The sequence below is a fragment of the Leptolyngbya sp. FACHB-671 genome (assembly GCF_014695745.1).
Classification (GTDB): domain Bacteria; phylum Cyanobacteriota; class Cyanobacteriia; order Elainellales; family Elainellaceae; genus JAAUTN01.
In genome coordinates this window covers 21,676-36,088 of record NZ_JACJOV010000127.1, presented here as the reverse complement: position 1 = coordinate 36,088, position 14,413 = coordinate 21,676, and the positions used below count along the sequence as shown (strand labels likewise).

The 14,413-nt window shown below is 49.1% G+C and carries 14 protein-coding genes; 7 read left to right on the top strand and 7 right to left on the bottom strand.

Features of this window, described 5'->3' with window-relative positions:
* The first annotated feature begins 4 nt into the window (after window positions 1-4).
* The gene (gene petM, locus H6F93_RS16870) at window positions 5-109 is read left to right on the top strand and encodes a cytochrome b6-f complex subunit PetM (protein ID WP_190642121.1); all 105 of its coding nucleotides are present in this window, start codon (window positions 5-7) and stop codon (window positions 107-109) included.
* 187 nt (window positions 110-296) lie between these two features.
* Here the strand turns inward: petM and H6F93_RS16865 are convergent, their stop codons facing one another.
* Entirely contained in the window at window positions 297-716 is a 420-nt protein-coding gene (locus tag H6F93_RS16865; RefSeq protein ID WP_190642120.1) for an ArsR/SmtB family transcription factor, read from the bottom strand.
* A 245-nt stretch (window positions 717-961) separates the two neighbouring features.
* On the opposite strand from H6F93_RS16865, the gene H6F93_RS16860 reads away from it, so the two are divergent.
* Together H6F93_RS16860 and H6F93_RS16855 are read left to right on the top strand one after the other, a co-directional pair.
* Complete coding sequence (locus tag H6F93_RS16860; RefSeq protein WP_190682942.1) at window positions 962-1,939, top strand: SDR family oxidoreductase; 978 nt, start codon at window positions 962-964, stop codon at window positions 1,937-1,939.
* A 381-nt stretch (window positions 1,940-2,320) separates the two neighbouring features.
* The gene (locus H6F93_RS16855) at window positions 2,321-2,788 is read left to right on the top strand and encodes a hemerythrin domain-containing protein (RefSeq protein ID WP_190682939.1); all 468 of its coding nucleotides are present in this window, start codon (window positions 2,321-2,323) and stop codon (window positions 2,786-2,788) included.
* 219 nt (window positions 2,789-3,007) lie between these two features.
* Here H6F93_RS16855 and H6F93_RS16850 read toward each other — a convergent pair whose 3' ends face one another.
* The 3 genes from H6F93_RS16850 to H6F93_RS16840 are packed head-to-tail and all read right to left on the bottom strand — an operon-like array spanning window position 3,008 to window position 6,998.
* Entirely contained in the window at window positions 3,008-3,361 is a 354-nt protein-coding gene (locus H6F93_RS16850) for a zinc ribbon domain-containing protein (RefSeq protein WP_190642117.1), read from the bottom strand.
* Between the two features lie 51 nt (window positions 3,362-3,412).
* Window positions 3,413-5,197, bottom strand: a complete 1,785-nt coding sequence (locus H6F93_RS16845) for an ABC transporter substrate-binding protein (RefSeq protein WP_190682936.1) — start codon at window positions 5,195-5,197, stop codon at window positions 3,413-3,415.
* Window positions 5,198-5,210: 13 nt separating this feature from the next.
* The gene (locus H6F93_RS16840; RefSeq protein WP_190682933.1) at window positions 5,211-6,998 is read right to left on the bottom strand and encodes an ABC transporter substrate-binding protein; all 1,788 of its coding nucleotides are present in this window, start codon (window positions 6,996-6,998) and stop codon (window positions 5,211-5,213) included.
* Between the two features lie 197 nt (window positions 6,999-7,195).
* Between H6F93_RS16840 and H6F93_RS16835 the strand changes: the two genes are divergently transcribed.
* Window positions 7,196-8,077 carry an SDH family Clp fold serine proteinase gene (locus H6F93_RS16835; protein WP_190682930.1) on the top strand — a complete coding sequence of 294 codons (882 nt, stop codon included), beginning with the start codon at window positions 7,196-7,198 and terminating at the stop codon, window positions 8,075-8,077.
* A gap of 99 nt (window positions 8,078-8,176) precedes the next feature.
* Window positions 8,177-8,299, top strand: a complete 123-nt coding sequence (locus H6F93_RS34690; RefSeq protein ID WP_277882860.1) for a hypothetical protein — start codon at window positions 8,177-8,179, stop codon at window positions 8,297-8,299.
* A 12-nt stretch (window positions 8,300-8,311) separates the two neighbouring features.
* Here the strand turns inward: H6F93_RS34690 and H6F93_RS16830 are convergent, their stop codons facing one another.
* From H6F93_RS16830 to H6F93_RS16820, 3 genes are all read right to left on the bottom strand, one after another.
* Window positions 8,312-8,479, bottom strand: a complete 168-nt coding sequence (locus H6F93_RS16830; RefSeq protein ID WP_190682927.1) for a hypothetical protein — start codon at window positions 8,477-8,479, stop codon at window positions 8,312-8,314.
* The gene (locus H6F93_RS16825; protein ID WP_190682925.1) at window positions 8,454-9,827 is read right to left on the bottom strand and encodes an HlyD family type I secretion periplasmic adaptor subunit; all 1,374 of its coding nucleotides are present in this window, start codon (window positions 9,825-9,827) and stop codon (window positions 8,454-8,456) included. The genes H6F93_RS16830 and H6F93_RS16825 overlap by 26 nt, the downstream gene beginning before the upstream one ends.
* Before the next feature lie 381 nt (window positions 9,828-10,208).
* On the bottom strand, window positions 10,209-10,862 hold the full coding sequence (locus H6F93_RS16820; RefSeq protein ID WP_190682922.1) for a DUF4439 domain-containing protein: 654 nt from the start codon (window positions 10,860-10,862) through the stop codon (window positions 10,209-10,211).
* A 293-nt stretch (window positions 10,863-11,155) separates the two neighbouring features.
* Between H6F93_RS16820 and H6F93_RS16815 the strand changes: the two genes are divergently transcribed.
* Both H6F93_RS16815 and rbp read left to right on the top strand, forming a co-directional pair.
* On the top strand, window positions 11,156-13,426 hold the full coding sequence (locus H6F93_RS16815) for a transglycosylase domain-containing protein (RefSeq protein ID WP_190682919.1): 2,271 nt from the start codon (window positions 11,156-11,158) through the stop codon (window positions 13,424-13,426).
* A 322-nt stretch (window positions 13,427-13,748) separates the two neighbouring features.
* Window positions 13,749-14,045 (top strand): RNA-binding regulator, encoded by a 297-nt coding sequence (gene rbp / locus H6F93_RS16810; protein ID WP_190642109.1) that lies wholly within the window; start codon window positions 13,749-13,751, stop codon window positions 14,043-14,045.
* The last annotated feature ends 368 nt before the right edge of the window (window positions 14,046-14,413 follow it).

The window sequence follows — 14,413 nt, the reverse complement described above, 5'->3', positions numbered from 1 at the left end:
TTGAGTGAACGGCGAAATCTTTAATGCTGCAATATTGGCTTCTACCCTAATTCTGGTAGGACTGGGAATGGGGTTCCTGCTGCTGAGAATTCAAGGCGGCGAAGAATAAGGAGATCTTGTAGAAAAGAACTTTATCTTCTGGTGGGGGCAGGTTTTGCTATCTTTGCCCTTGGCTGACGGCATTATTGCTAAACCGGCCCCCACAGACGTTTTGTTCACCAAAATTCTCTAAAACAGCATCGGATCTCATAGGCAACTTAACTTCAGATCTAAGGTACTTATTTCTAAAATTGAAGCTATTCTTCTGGCTCATCCAGATGTTCAGCCACTTCGTGGTAGAGATTCAGAACGTGGCTATCTTTCAGGTAATAAAAAACATTTCGCCCTTGCTTGCGATAGCTGACTAGCCGCAACGCCCGCAACGCCCGCAGTTGATGGGAAACGGCTGACTCGCTCATCTTGACGATCGCCGCCAGATCGCATACACATAGCTCTTGAATTGCCAGAGCAGACAAAATCCGAAGACGGTTTGCGTCTCCCAGCAAGCTAAAAAACTCCGCCATCCGCTGAGACTTTTCAACACTGAGAATATCTCGATGCAGATTGCGAACATTGCTCAAATCAACTGGATGCTGAACCGTGCAGTTGAGATCGCGGTCTGCCTGAGATAACTTTGCCTTCGGTGTTTTAGCCGTAGAAGAATCCGAGATAGCCATAGAGAGTACAAAAGGAAGAACAAGGGCAACTGTCGGAGGACAGTCCCTACTCTATACCTACCCTATCAGCTTTATACAGGAGGGCGATCGCTCTGAGAGTTGAATCATCGCTGTCTACTGAGACAAAGAGCTATGCTTCTAATCTGGCGATTGCCAATTCATCACCCCAGGCAAATGAATGCGGAATAAATGAGTAGTTTCTGATAATCTTATAAAAAGTTAATGATCTTCTTATTGAATCTCTCATGACCCTATTGATCGTAGGTGCGACTGGCACCTTGGGAAGACAAGTGACCCGTCGCGCCCTCGATGAGGGATACGAAGTGCGCTGTCTCGTTCGAGGTTTTAAGAAAGCGGCCTTCCTGAAGGAATGGGGCGCTGAACTGGTGAAGGGAGACTTGCGTGATCCTGAAAGTATTACTGCCGCACTCAAGGGGGTAACGGCTGTTATTGATGCTGCAACTACCCGTCCGACTGATTCACTTAGCATCAGTCAGGTTGACTGGGAAGGCAAAGTATCCCTGATTCAGGCAGCAAAAGCAGCTAACGTCGAACGATTCATCTTTTTCTCAATTCTGGATGCAGAAAAATATCCTGATGTGCCGTTGATGCAGATCAAGTCCTGTACCGAAGCCTTCCTGGCTGAATCAGGATTGAACTACACCATTCTGCGCCCCTGCGGATTTTTACAGGGCTTAATCGGTCAATATGCCATCCCCATCTTGGAACGCCAGTCTGTCTGGGTGATGGGTGACACCTCCCCGATCGCCTACATGGATACCCAAGACATCGCCAAGTTTGCGGTGCAATCGCTCAAAGTTCCCGAAACCGCAAACCAATCTTTTCCGGTTGTAGGTTCACGTGCGTGGGGAGCTTACGAAATCATTCGCCTTTGTGAACGGCTATCTGGGCAAGAAGCAAAAGTGTCTCGAATGCCCATCGGCTTGCTGCGGGCTGTCCGCCGAATTGCTCGATTTTTCCAATGGGGTTGGAACTTGTCCGATCGCCTTGCCTTCACCGAAGTCATCGCCACCGGTAAGCCACTACAGGCTTCAATGGATCGCACTTACGAAGTATTTGAAATTGAGCCCAAAGAGATCACTACTCTAGAAGCTTATATGCAGGAATATTTCAACCGCATTATGAAGAAGCTGCGGGAGTTGGACTACGAAAAAGAAAAAGCTAAAGCAAAAAAGAAAACTCCATTCAAAAAGCAAAGTTGAGTGCAAACCGCTAAGGAAAAAGCATTCAGCTATAGGTATGTATAAGGGCGTGGCATTTGGCAGATAAACTCTGGAACGGTCCAAGAGTTTTCGTCTAAATGCCACGCTTTTTTAGTGAATACTTTCTACTATCCAAGTATTCAAGCGCTTCCTTAATCTGTCTTTCACTAAGTTATTTTGCTTAATTTTCGAATTCAATCAGATTAATTTCTTCTACCTCCAAAGTCTGAATTGTTTCTCTAAAATCTAGTAGATTCTTGACTCAGTCAGAAGAGTGATGAGTCTAAAAATTTCCCGTGCCATGATCTGAGAGAGTCGGGCTCAAAACCTGATTAAAAAAAATGAAACAGTTTTCATAACTTTTTGGGATAGGAGAACATCATGGCTAAGGCAAAAGACATTTTGACACTGATTGAAGCTGATCACCGTAAGGTTGAAGAGCTATTTGAAGAACTGGAAAAAAGCAAAAGCTCCAAGAAAACCTACGACTGTTTGACTCAAATCTACAAGGAATTGAATCTACACGCTAAAGCTGAAGAGCTGGTTTTTTATCCAGCTATGCGGGAATATGATGAAACTGCTGAATTCATTGAAGAGGCAGAAGAAGAACATGAAGAAGCAGAAGTTCTTCTAGAAGAAATTAAGACAATGAGCCCCAGTGATGACCAGTTCAAGACGAAGATTGAGCAGCTTAAAAAAGCAGTTCAGCATCACGTCGAAGAAGAGGAAAGTGAAATCTTTGAAGCCGTCCGAGAATGCATGGAGGATGACGAACTGAAGTCTTTAGGCAAAGAGTTTCAAGACGCAAAAGCGAAGTTGGAAGGAGAGGTTGTTGCTGCAATCAAGTAGCAGTAACCCCTGCAATACCAACCTTCTTTAAGGCTGCACATAGAAACGGTATAAGCAGAGAAAATCCCCGTAGGGGCTTAGCATTCGGCAGACGGGCTATGAAATAGCCCGAAGACTCTTGCCCGAATGCTAAGCTCCTCTACTATTTTTGGACAACAGATGTTTTTAAAAGACAGATTGGACCTTCCAAATCCTCCCTGGAAATCGACTCAGAAAGTATCAAGACAGAGCAATCAAGATACTAATTAGTAGAATCGTTCCTACAACGAACCAAACTGCGTTGCGACTAAACCAGCTTCTTGCTAGAGAAGTCCATTTTGGCTTGTAGGGTGTGACCTGCCGAATCTGCTGGGACTGGTCAACATAGAGTGTGCAGTCCTTAGCATAGGGACGCTGGGGAAAGTTGCAGGTGTCATCGGCATGATAAAGACAGGTTGGACAGAGATAGTCTCCCCCGTCTGCACGATGTAGGGGGATACCGGGATGCCCGAAGGCTTTGAGCGGCAAGCGGCAGTGGGGGCAGGCGATCGCCTGCACTTCAACGGGCTGATGACAACGAGGACACTCAGACATCAACAAACTCTGGATAGTCAATGGACGCGGGCTACCCCAATCCTAGCCCAGCTAATTCTCAGCAACTCGGAGGTCAGGCAGATTCCATAAAGGTCCGCCTAGAGAAGAATACTCTATGCCCTGGACTGTATTGCGAACAGCAGCCATGTCCAAGGCGTTAACCAAATAGATAAATGGCAGGTGTTCCTGCATTAATTGCTGAGCCTGAGCGTAGATTTCCCTGCGTCCAGCTTCATCCAAAACCTGTGACCCTTTGACATAAAGGTTAGCGATTTCGCGTTCCCAATCGGCAAACTGTTGCCCCTCAACGGGAGGTTGCCCTGCGGTAGGTGCCTGGTTGAAGGTATGCAAGCTGCCGTCTAAAGCCCAAACTGCTGACCAGCCGTGAGGTTCAGTGCTTGCAGTGATACCCCCTAGGTAAGCGTCCCACTCAAAGGTATTGCCCAGTCGGTTAATCAGAGTGTTGAAGTCAATTGGCTGAAAATCGACCTGCATCCCAATTTGAGCCAGGTCTTGCTTGATTTGAGCACCGATGGTTGCAATTCGTCTGCCGCCAGAATTGGTTAGAAGGGTGAATTGAACTCGATTGCCCTCTGCATCCAGCAATTGACCTGCACTGTTGTACTGAAATCCTGCACTGGTCAGTAACTCTTTTGCTTGCTCTAGATTGTAGTCGTAGGTTTTTAAGCCTTCCTGTGGAGAAAGATAGTAGACGCTCTGCACTGGAATTGGGGAATTTTGAGCTTCACCTAATCCCAAAAAGATGTTGTTGATCATCGTGGGGCGATCGATCGCATGAGCGACTGCCTGACGAAATTCCAAGGTGTTGAACCAGCGCGATTTGATTGGGTCAACGATTGGTTGTCCATTACGGCTGGCTTGATTCAAGTTGAAGCAGAAATAGAGCGCACTGGTGTCTGGACCGCCTTGATAAATACTGAAGTTTCCTCTGTTTTCTTCTTTCTTCAGCAGTTGAAAGGTGGAGGCTGAGATTTCAATTAGATCGGAGCCACCGGAGCGAAATTCGAGCAGGGCTGTGTCGGTGTTCTCAATAATCTGCCAGACAAACCGTTCAACATAAGGCTTAGGATTGCCTTGCTCATCCTGCTGCCAGTAGTAGGGGTTACGGCGCATGACGACCCGCTCTGCGGGGGAATAGCTGACCATGACATAGGGTCCGTTGCCGACGATTTCTCCAGGGTCGGTACCAGTGCCCCAAGTGGAGAGAAATAACGGTTCCCCGGCTGAATTTTTTGTTTCAACGGCTTCACGCAGTTTGTGGGCTGGCAAGATAGGTGCGCCGCCCCCGTAGAGCAGAAGGGGCGCAAAGGGTTCGGGGGAGACAAATTCGATTTGGCGATCGCCCACCTTTCTCACAGTCGGTAACGCCCCGCTTTCGCCAATTCGCAGTACGTCTCGCGTGGGAGCCGGGATTTCTTCGTTCAGGTAAACGTCGTTGAAGGTAAAAACTACGTCATCTGCTGTCAGCGGTTCCCCATCTGACCACTTCAGCCCTTCGCGTAAGGTAAACGTAATTCTCAAGTTGTCGTCTGAGACTTCCCACGATTCTGCTTGAGCCGGAATAATTTCCCCAGTCATGCCATCACTGGTAATCAAGCCCTCATAGATGTAGCCAAATACATTAGGAGCTGCTTGGTTGAGCGCATAGTTAAAGGTAGAGGGATCAGTGCCAACGGAGGCAACCATTTGAGGAACCTGAGTGGCTTCAGCTTTGAAGCGATCGAGGCTGCATGAGTTGAGGGCGATCGCTACCACTGACAGCAGCACCAGGCTTGCTTGACGTAGAGAAATTTTTGAGAATACAGAAAAAAACATTGAGCTAGAAAACTTAATTTTCAGTGACTTGAAGTTCGTAGAGATTCCAGATCGGACCGCCTAATGCAGAATACTTTACGCCTTCAATGCGATCGCGCACAGCCATCAAAGACAGCGGATTAACTAAATAGATAAACGGCAAATATTCCTGTGCCAAGCGCTGGGTTTGCCCATAGATGACTTTGCGCTTTTCGTCGTCCAGTTCTTGACCGCCCTGAACATAAAGCCGACTAATCTCTAATTCCCAATCTGTGACTTCACGCCCTTCGATAGGAGTTTGCCCTTGTGCGGGTGCCTGGTTGAAGACGTGGAGTCTGCCATCGACCGACCAGGTATTTCTGCCGCCATCTGGCTCAATCCCGGCTCCACCAATGCCTAATATCAGTGCCTCCCAATCAAGGCTGTTATCGAGCTTATCTACCAAGGTGTTGAATGAAATTGGCTGAAAGTCAACCTGAATGCCAATTTGGGACAAATCTTGCTTAAATTGTGATCCCAACGCTTCACGCACTTTATTTCCAGCATTGGTAATCAGGTTAAAGCGCACCCGATTGCCCTCTGCATCCAGCAGTTGCCCTGCGCTGTTGTACTTAAATCCGGCGCTTTCGAGTAACTCTTTTGCTTTAGCTGGATCGTATTCGTAGGTGGGTAAGCCCTGCTCTGGCGACAAGTAGTAAGGATTTTGAATGTAAATGGGGGAGTTTTGAGGAACGCCCAACCCCTGGTAAATGTTGTTGATCATGGTGGGGCGATCGATTGCATAGGCAATCGCCCGTCGAAACTCCAGTGAGTTAAACCAGCGTGACTTAACCGGATCAATCAAAGGTGTTCCATTTCGGCTGCCCTTGTTCAGGTTGAATGTCAAAAAGGTTGTACTGAGCGCTGGGCCACCTTCATAAATAGTGAAATTACCCCTTCTTTCTTCTCGTTTGGTCAGCGCAAAGTATTCCGGCGGAATGGCTTCAACGTCTAATCCCCCCGAACGAAACTGCATTAGAGAAGTGTCCGTTGATTCAACAATTTCAAGCACAACTCGTTCAATGTAGGGCTGCGGGTTACCTTGGGCATCTTTACGCCAGTAATAAGGATTTCGCTCTAGCACAATCCGTTGAGTTGGCGCATAGTTCGCAATGTAGTAAGGACCACTGCCCACAATTTCAGCTGGAGGGGTATCTGTTCCCAAAGCTGAAAGAAAGAAAGGATTGCCCTCTGAATCCGTCTGTTCTATGGAGTTCTGCAAGGCGTGTTGAGGCAAAATTTCGCCCAACCCCGCAAACCGTAGCAGGGGCGCAAAGGGTTCAGGAGAGCGAAACTCAACCCGACGCTCATCTAGTTTCCTAACGCTTGGAAAAGCTCCTGTCTCGCCAATCCGAAAGATGTCTTGAACACTGCTGGGGACCTTTTCGTTGAAGACAATGCTGTTGTAGGTAAAGACGACATCATCTACCGTCAAAGGCTCGCCGTCAGACCATTTCAAATCTTCCTGCAAGGTGAAAATAATGCTTTGCTGGTCGTCTGAAATGTCCCACTTTTCTGCAATTCCCGGTTCTAGCTCACCTGTTAGCCCGTTTTGGGAGAGTAGCCCTTCGTAGATGTAAGCCAGGACGTCGCTGGACTCGGTGTTAATAATTGGGTTAAAGGTTTTGGGGTCGCTGAGGCTGCTGACTACAATTCGTGGAACCTGGGCTGCTTCGGTTTTGAACGAGTTGAGACTGCATGAACTGAGGGCGATCGCCACCACCGATAGCAGCACCACCAGCATCTTTCGCCAGGAAATTCTTGACCACACAGCAGAAATCATCCAACAGATTGAACGGAACTTCTTTGCATCATAAACGCTGAGGCTTGAAGTGAGTGTTGCCTATTCTGCGGCGGTCTATTCTTCTAAAGGTAGATCAGCAAAAACGGTTGCAATGAAACAATGAGGCAGATGTTACTACCCATAGTTGCAACGAATCACAGTTACGAAGAATAGCCTCTCACTTCATCACTGCTCCCATGAATTTTAACTTTTCCGACATTTTCTGGATTTTGCTACTGATCGCCTCTGTTCAACCTGCGTGGCAGCGGCAAACCGTCGAGCTGCGACGTATGCAGGCACTGAAAGAATTTGAACGGCAACGAGGTGGTCGCGTTATTTTGCTGATTCACCGACAGGAATCTATTAACCTGTTGGGAATTCCGCTTTCGCGCTTTATCAGCATTGAAGATTCAGAACAAATTTTGCGGGCAATTCGCCTGACTCCGCCCGGAACTCCGATCGATCTAATTCTGCATACGCCCGGAGGTTTGGTGCTGGCAACTGAGCAGATTGCTAGAGCGCTGATTCGTCACCCTTCTAAAGTGACGGTGTTTGTGCCGCACTATGCTATGAGTGGCGGCACGATGCTGGCACTGGCGGCTGACGAAATTGTGATGGATGAAAATGCGGTGCTGGGGCCGGTTGATCCCCAGTTAGGTAACTTTCCAGCCGCTAGCATTTTGCGGGTCAGGCAAGACAAGCCGATCGGTGAGGTGGATGACCAGACGCTGATTATGGCGGATATTGCTCAAAAGGCGATTGCTCAGGTACAGCGTTTTGTCCGCACCTTGCTAGAAGATGAAGTGCCTAAAAGGAAAATTTCGCCTGAAAAAATAGATTCGATCATTGAAGCAATTACCACGGGGCGTGTCACTCACGACTATCCGATCACGGTCGAAGAAGCCAAAGAAATGGGTTTGCCGATCAATACCGATATGCCCACCTCAATTTATCAACTGATGGATCTGTATCCTCAGCCACGCGGCGGTCGCCCCAGTGTGCAATACATTCCCATGCCCTATGAGCCTCGTCCCCGCCTGCCAGAACCCGGAGGCACTTCACCTCAGCCGCAGCGCTAGGAGTTTAACCTGCCTACCTGTAGGGGCGATTCGCGAATCGCCCCTACATAAAATTTCTCGTTAAGCTGTTGGTTAAATCTAGTTTATGGAGATATTAATATGAGCAATTCAAATCAGAACGAAGACAAAAACATCATTAGAGTGGACGCTGTTACGTTAACAGCGATTGTGGTGGGGCTGTTGCTATTGCCCTTGCTGTTGACTGGGTTTATTTCCCAGTAAGCTTTAGGAAAACTAAAATACGCCAATCGATCGCGTCGGAAATAGCCGAAGCAGCGCCAGGAAAATTATTCTCAAACCGACAGGCACTTGCAGATTGCTTAATCGGTTAGGTCTTGCGCTGCTTAAGGATGTCGGCGATCGCATCAAGACCCCATCAACGAGTTGAAAAGGCTTCGTCAAAGCGACGAGTCACAGGCTCAATCAGGAATGTCAGGACTGATTTTTGGCGAGTCACGATTTCTGCGGTGGCAGCCATGCCGGGAACCAACTCAACGGGCTTGCCCTGCACAGCCACAGAAGTGCGGTTTAACTTGACCTGTGTCGTAAAAACCAAACCCAAGTCTTCGTCGAGTGTGGCGTTGGGGCTAACCTGCATGACTTCGCCCTCAATCGTGCCAAACTCCTGAAATGGGAAGGTTGCGACTTTGATCTTTGCCCGCATTCCTTCCTCAATAAAACCGATGTCCCGATTCAGCACCTTGACCTCTAGCATCAGGTCTTCGCCTGCGGGCAAGATGGACAGTATTTCTTCACCCGGTTCAATGGTGCGTTCTGCCAGTGTCGTTTCGATGTTGTAAATTCTGCCAGAAATAGGCGCACGAATAGTTTGTCCATCGGTTTTGATGGTCGCTTCATTCAACTGCCCTTCAATGTTTGACAACTCTTCCTGGCGTTGGGTAAGTTGAGTCAAAATTTCACTGCGCCGCTGTGATTCCAGGCTTTCAGCAGTCTGCTGTGCCGCTTGATAAGCCTGCTGTGCCTGTTGGATGGCTTGCTCTTGACCCGCGATTTCTTGCCCTAGTGAGGCAACTCGGTCCTGGGCTTCGGTCAGCCGATCTTTAGCTTCCAGATAGTCAAATCGGGGAATGGCTCCCTCCACCAAACCACGCAGACTGGCTTCTCGTTCACGAGCATTTTCCAGCGTTTCTCTAGCGTTAATCAAATTTTCTTGCAGTCGAGCCAGTTGGGTTCGGGCTTCATTCACTGCCGCTGCTTGACGATTTGCATCGGCGATCGCCGCTCCCCGACGCGTATCAAAGTCTCCTAGCCGAGCCGCCAATAGCTGATCTTGCACGGCATTGCCAGTCGATGTTTCACCTGTCCGCTCAGCTTCCAATCGAGCCAGATCTTGACGAACTAGCTCTGCGGCTGATTGCAGGCGATCGACTTCTGCTTGAGACAGGGTGGGGTCTTGCTCAACCAGGATGTCTCCCTGTTTTACTTCATCGCCTTCCTGCACTTTGATCTCACGGATTACGCCACCTTCGAGCGATCGCACCGGACGTACCTGAGTAGAGGGGATCAGTTCTCCTTGAGCAACCGCCACCTCATCTACTCTGCTGTAATGCGCCCAGGCGATCGCCCCTACGACTAAAATGCTGATACTTCCGGCTAGCAGCCGCGTGTAAAGAGGCGGCAATTGGCGAACGGCTTTACCCAACTCGTAAGATAGGTAATCTTCGGGGTTGACAAACTGCTGGCGGGTCTGGCGAGTTTGAGCGGCGGAAGTCGGCTGAGAAGAATCCATATCTAAGCAATCTCGTTCAAACAGATTTTCTGACGTTTAGATCCTAGTGGCTATCCCGGAGATAGATTTATTTCTTCATCTAAGGTTTCCCAATTTTTCAGTAAATCTCATGACCTTACCTTCAGGCTTCCTGCATGAATCTTTTTTGAAGCGTGAATGGTGGCGTGGCGAAGTCGCATCGCCATTCACGCTTTTTTGTATAAAGCTGAGTATTTTGAGTGCTCCGTGTACGCAGGGCGCGCTCAAAATACCCGGACTTGAAAAGAATTAGCGTTAAAAAAAGAGACATACATTGCTGTATGCCTCCTGATCTTGGAGAGAAAAATTGAAGCGTTGTTCCTGTAGAAATCCAGTTACGCGGAGGTTAGGTGCAACTCAACGTTAGACCTTTAGAATCCAGGCTTCACGAGTGTCTGCACTGACAAACGGAGCAGGAACGTAGGGGATGTCAACGCCCAAGGAAACAAAGGCAGCACGAATTGCAGTGGCATGGGCTGTTTCGGTAGAGCCAATGCTGGCACCTGCCGTCACCAATTCAGGAGCACCGAGTTTAGCGACTTCGTTGGCATAGGCGATCGCCGCATCTACTTCCAGCGCTAGCGCCAACTTGGCAATATTCACATCCGAGTCCAAAGCACCTTCTCCGGCTTCCAGGTAAGAAGACAGGTCATAGCTTTCCTCAGCCATCACGGGAGTTCCACCCAGGCTGGTAATCACTGATGTTAGAGTATCTCGGTGAACCATGTGGTCAGCCTGGTTTTTCAGCGCCAGTGCCAAAACTGCCTGACCGACTTCAGTGTCACTTAAAGCACCTGCGGCAAAGCCATAGGCCCAAATTGCCTGGTGCTCATAATAGAGTGCGCCGTTCAAAACTTCCCTATCGCGGCGGCGTCCAGCTTGAGCAGGGCGGGCCGTAATAGCCGATAGCCCCAATGCGCCTGATACTCCGGCGAGCGCTCCCCCAAATAGCACACCCCGTCGAGAAATACTGCGGTGGGAAGTAGGTCCAATCAGCAAAAAATTCTCTTTCGTCATAATAGATCCAGTTCTCCTCTAGACTCAGCAGGTAAGCAAATAATTGATTTAGGCTCGACAGGCTTCACGACAAGCTAGACTACGAACGCAAAAACCAGAGGAACAGCCGCAAAGCTGCTTCCCTCAGGGTGAAGTGCCAACTTACCCTTGCCAATCTAGAAAGATATACGCGTCACCGAGCAGTTTGGATTTGCCCACCCTGATACAACAAGTAGAATGGTTGGAAGTGCAGTCCGAAACCCTCGCAGATTTAGCTGTTTTTATCTTCTGTATAACTTTTGCCCTAACGTCGCATGACTCCTCCTCAGTCGCCTCAAAAACCACCCAATTCACCAAAAACTTTGCTGGGTGCTATCACTCAGGCTGTGCAAACTGTTCAGGCAAGGGTCGATTTTTCTAAACTTGCGCTGAAGCCAGACGCAAAGGTACCAGAACTGTGGGTGCAGGAGGCAGACGCAGACAAAGCTGAGGTTTATCCACTGCTGGGCGATCGCTACCTGCTGGGACGCAGCTCTAAATCTTGCGACATCGTGGTGCGAAATCCGGTGATCAGCCAGATTCACCTCTCCCTTACGCGTGACAGCAAACAGGGCAACGCCGCTTTCAAGATTAAGGACGAAAACTCCACTAATGGTATCTATCGCGGCAAACGCAGAGTCACCGAGACGACCCTGCGCCATGGCGACGTTTTTACGTTGGGGCCGCCAGAGTTAGCGGCTTCTGTGCGCGTTCAATACGTTTATCCGTCTCCCTGGTACATCAAAACAGCGCAGTATGGGCTATATGGACTAACCGGAGCAACTGCTCTTGTCGCGATGTGGATTGGGGTGGAATGGCAACGTTTCTCCGTTCGCCCCCTGCCCGAATCGGTTCAAGGTCCGGTCGTTGTTCTAGCCCGCGACGGTCAAACCCCTCTACAGCCGATTCGGAATGAGGCACACCTGGAGCTAGAGCAACTATCCAACTTTTCGCCCTATCTGCCAGATGCCGTCATTGCCTCTGAAGATTCTCGGTTTAACTGGCATCTGGGCGTTGACCCAATCGGCATCCTGCGTGCTTTGGTGACGAACGTTTCTAGCGGTGAAATTCGCGAAGGTGCCAGCACCGTTACTCAGCAGCTTGCTCGCAGCATCTTCCAGGAATATGTCGGGCGGGAAGACTCGGCAGGTCGCAAAATTCGTGAGGCGATCGTTGCGCTAAAGCTGGAAACTTTCCATAGCAAAGATTTCCTCATGCTGACCTACTTAAACCGGGTTTATTTAGGTAACGGTAACTATGGATTTGAGGATGCGGCTCAGTTTTATTTTGGAAAATCTGCCGCTGACCTGACGCTGTCTGAAGCCGCCACACTGGTAGGAATTTTGCCAGCACCCAACAGCTTTAACCCGGTTCAGGACTATCAAGCCGCTGTGGAACTGCGCGATCGCATCCTCACTCGCATGGCAGCTCAAGGCATGGTCAGCCAGGAAGAAGCTCAGCGGGCCAGGCGATCGCGCATCGAGATTAATCCAGAGGCGATCGAAGAACTGGAAAGCACAATCGCGCCCTACTTTTATGGTCAAGTTTTTAACGAATTGGAGACGCTTTTAGGGGCAGAGTTGGCGCAAGAGGGAAACTTCATCGTTGAAAGCAGCCTTGATCCCCAAATTCAAGCTCAGGCGGAAACTAGCCTTCAGGGTGCAGTGGGAAACGATGGATTAAACTATGGCTTTTCTCAAGGGGCGATCGTCACGCTCAACTCCAGCACCGGAGAGGTACTTGCCCTGGTCGGTGGCACCAATTACCAGGAAAGCCAGTTTAATCGCGCAAGTCAGGCTCTGCGACAGCCCGGATCAACGTTTAAGGTATTTGCCTACGCTGCTGCCCTAGAGCGCGGAATTTCACCCGGACAGTCCTACTCCTGTGCTCCTCTAGATTGGGGTGGTCAAACCTTCGCAGGTTGCCGTTCGGGTGCAGGTAGCATGGATATGTACACAGGTTTAGCTCTGTCTGAAAACGCGGTTGCGCTCCGAATTGCTCAAGAAGTTGGGCTAGATAACGTAGTGTCTGTCGCTCGGCGAATGGGAGTTGACTCTGAACTTAATCCAGTCCCTGGGTTGGTTTTAGGGCAAAGTGAAGCGACCCTGCTAGAAATGACTGGCGCGTTCGCCGTCTTTGCCAACCAGGGACAAAGAAACCGTCCCCATACGATTGGTCGTATCCTCGACAGCAGTGATTGTGGCAACCCTGAGGACTTAAGCACCTGCCGAGTGATCTACGACTACGCACAGGATGCTGAATCTAACTTACCTGTCATAAACCCTCAAGTCGCAGATACAATGACCGATTTGCTCCAGGGTGTGATCCAGAGTGGCACGGGACGCGGAGCAGCCGTAGGACGAGGTGAGGCTGGAAAAACAGGGACAACGAATGACAACGTAGACCTCTGGTTTATCGGCTACATTCCCAGACAAGAACTAGTTACAGGGGTTTGGTTAGGAAACGATGACAACACACCGACTTCTGGCAGTAGCGCTCAAGCAGCTCAAATTTGGGGTGACTATATGAGCCAAGTCAGGCAGTAAACCAGGTAAGTCGCTTCCTAAACTGGGTCAAACTCGGCTTAGACAGTATTTTGGCAAAGCTGTACAGAAATATACAAGCCCAGCTTCTGTAGAAAGGTGTTCATCGCATCTTTACAGAAGCCTGTTTTTGGATATACTTCTTATCAATCTTTCCTAAAAAAGATAGGTAGGATTTTATGACATGCTGCTGTCATTGACTGAGAGATCAGCTATGATCACAGCGAAACAAGTTCAATAGCAGAATTGGGGTATGTCCGAATTAAACGCACTACCCTAAATCGCTCTGAATGGCACCTTTACATCACTTGGTTTGGAGAGGATCGTGACTATTTACATTGGCAACCTGTCTTTTCAGGCTACCGAAGAAGACTTACGTGAAGTATTTGCTGAATACGGTAAGGTTAGCCGGATCAGCCTCCCTACAGACCGCGAAACAGGCAGAAAAAGAGGTTTTGCCTTTGTGGAGATGGAGGACGAATCCAAAGAGGACTTGGCAATCTCTGAGCTTGACGGTGCCGAATGGCTAGGTCGAGAGATTAGAGTCAACAAGGCTAAACCCCGTGAAGGCGGAGGAGGCAACGTGGGCCGTAAGAACGGCGGAAGCTTTTCTAGAAGCTAAAGTTACTTCCCTTCAATCTTCTACAGCCGAGCGCAGTAGAGAACCTAAGTAGCAGAATTAGGATGATTTCCGGCTCTGGTGTCCGGCTCCACTAGCTGCTAAGGATTTCTTGCGTTGTTTAATTAACGAAGACTCCAAGCAACAGACTGTTGCTGACGGAGAGCGCTGCCTGCTAGGAGCGATTTCCATCAAAGTACCCTTTTACTAGCATCTTATACTCTTGCTTGGCTTGCCTCTAGCTTATGGTAGAGTTCCCATTCTTGAGTGGAAGCTAACGAGAGCACAGAAGCTTTAGGTGCTGTTACATAATAACGTTTCTCTGAAAATGGGACACAGATGGGAGGGGTGCTCTTCCATCTGTGTCCCTA